At 51.9% G+C, this 756-nt stretch carries 1 protein-coding gene; it reads right to left on the minus strand.

The window, feature by feature from the left end:
* A partial coding sequence (locus AK2_RS16260; RefSeq protein WP_157076408.1) for an IS256 family transposase occupies window positions 1-753 on the minus strand: 753 nt, incomplete at its 3' end.
* Window positions 754-756 lie beyond the last annotated feature (3 nt).

Consider the following 756-nt stretch of genomic DNA (forward strand, 5'->3'; position numbering starts at 1 on the left):
CTGGATGTCCGACTTGGGATAGCAGGCTGCGATTGCTTCGCTGAATCCCTTCAAGTTGTCGACGCAGGTGATGAGGATGTCCTCTACCCCTCGACGCTTCAGTTCGTTCAAGACAGTCAGCCAAAACTTCGCCGATTCATTCTCGCCGATCCAAATGCCAAGCACGTCCTTTTGCCCTTCGAGGTCAATGCCCACAACCATATAGGCGGCTTTGTTGACCACTTGGCCATCCTGCTTTACCTTGTAGTGAATGGCATCCAGAAACACCACAGCGTATACGCTTTGCAATGGCCGGCTCTGCCACTGCGTAATCATCGGCAGAAGCTTGTCCGTGATATTTGAAATCAGTGTGGGGGATACGTCCAACCCGTACAGTTGGTGAAGGTGGGCTTGGATGTCTCGCGTGCTCACACCTCGTGCATACAGGGCAATGACCTGTTCCTCGATGCCGACGGTGTTGGTTTGGTGCTTTTTGATGATTTCAGGCTCAAATTCGCCCTTGCGGTCTCTGGGGACAGCGATTTCCACGTCGCCATATTCAGAGGTCAGCGTCTTGCGGCTATGGCCATTCCGGCTGTTATCCGTCGCCTTATTCTTCGTGTCATATTTGGCATACCCAAGGTGTGTCTCCAACTCAGCCTCGAGCATTCCTTGCATCGTACTGGCGAACAAATCTCGCAAGGCAGCTTGGACGTCATCTGTCGACTTGAAGTCATTCTCTTTGATGAACTGTGCCAAGAACTCTTTCGGAATCTT

It is taken from the genome of Alicyclobacillus kakegawensis NBRC 103104 (assembly GCF_001552655.1).
Lineage (GTDB): Bacteria > Bacillota > Bacilli > Alicyclobacillales > Alicyclobacillaceae > Alicyclobacillus_G > Alicyclobacillus_G kakegawensis.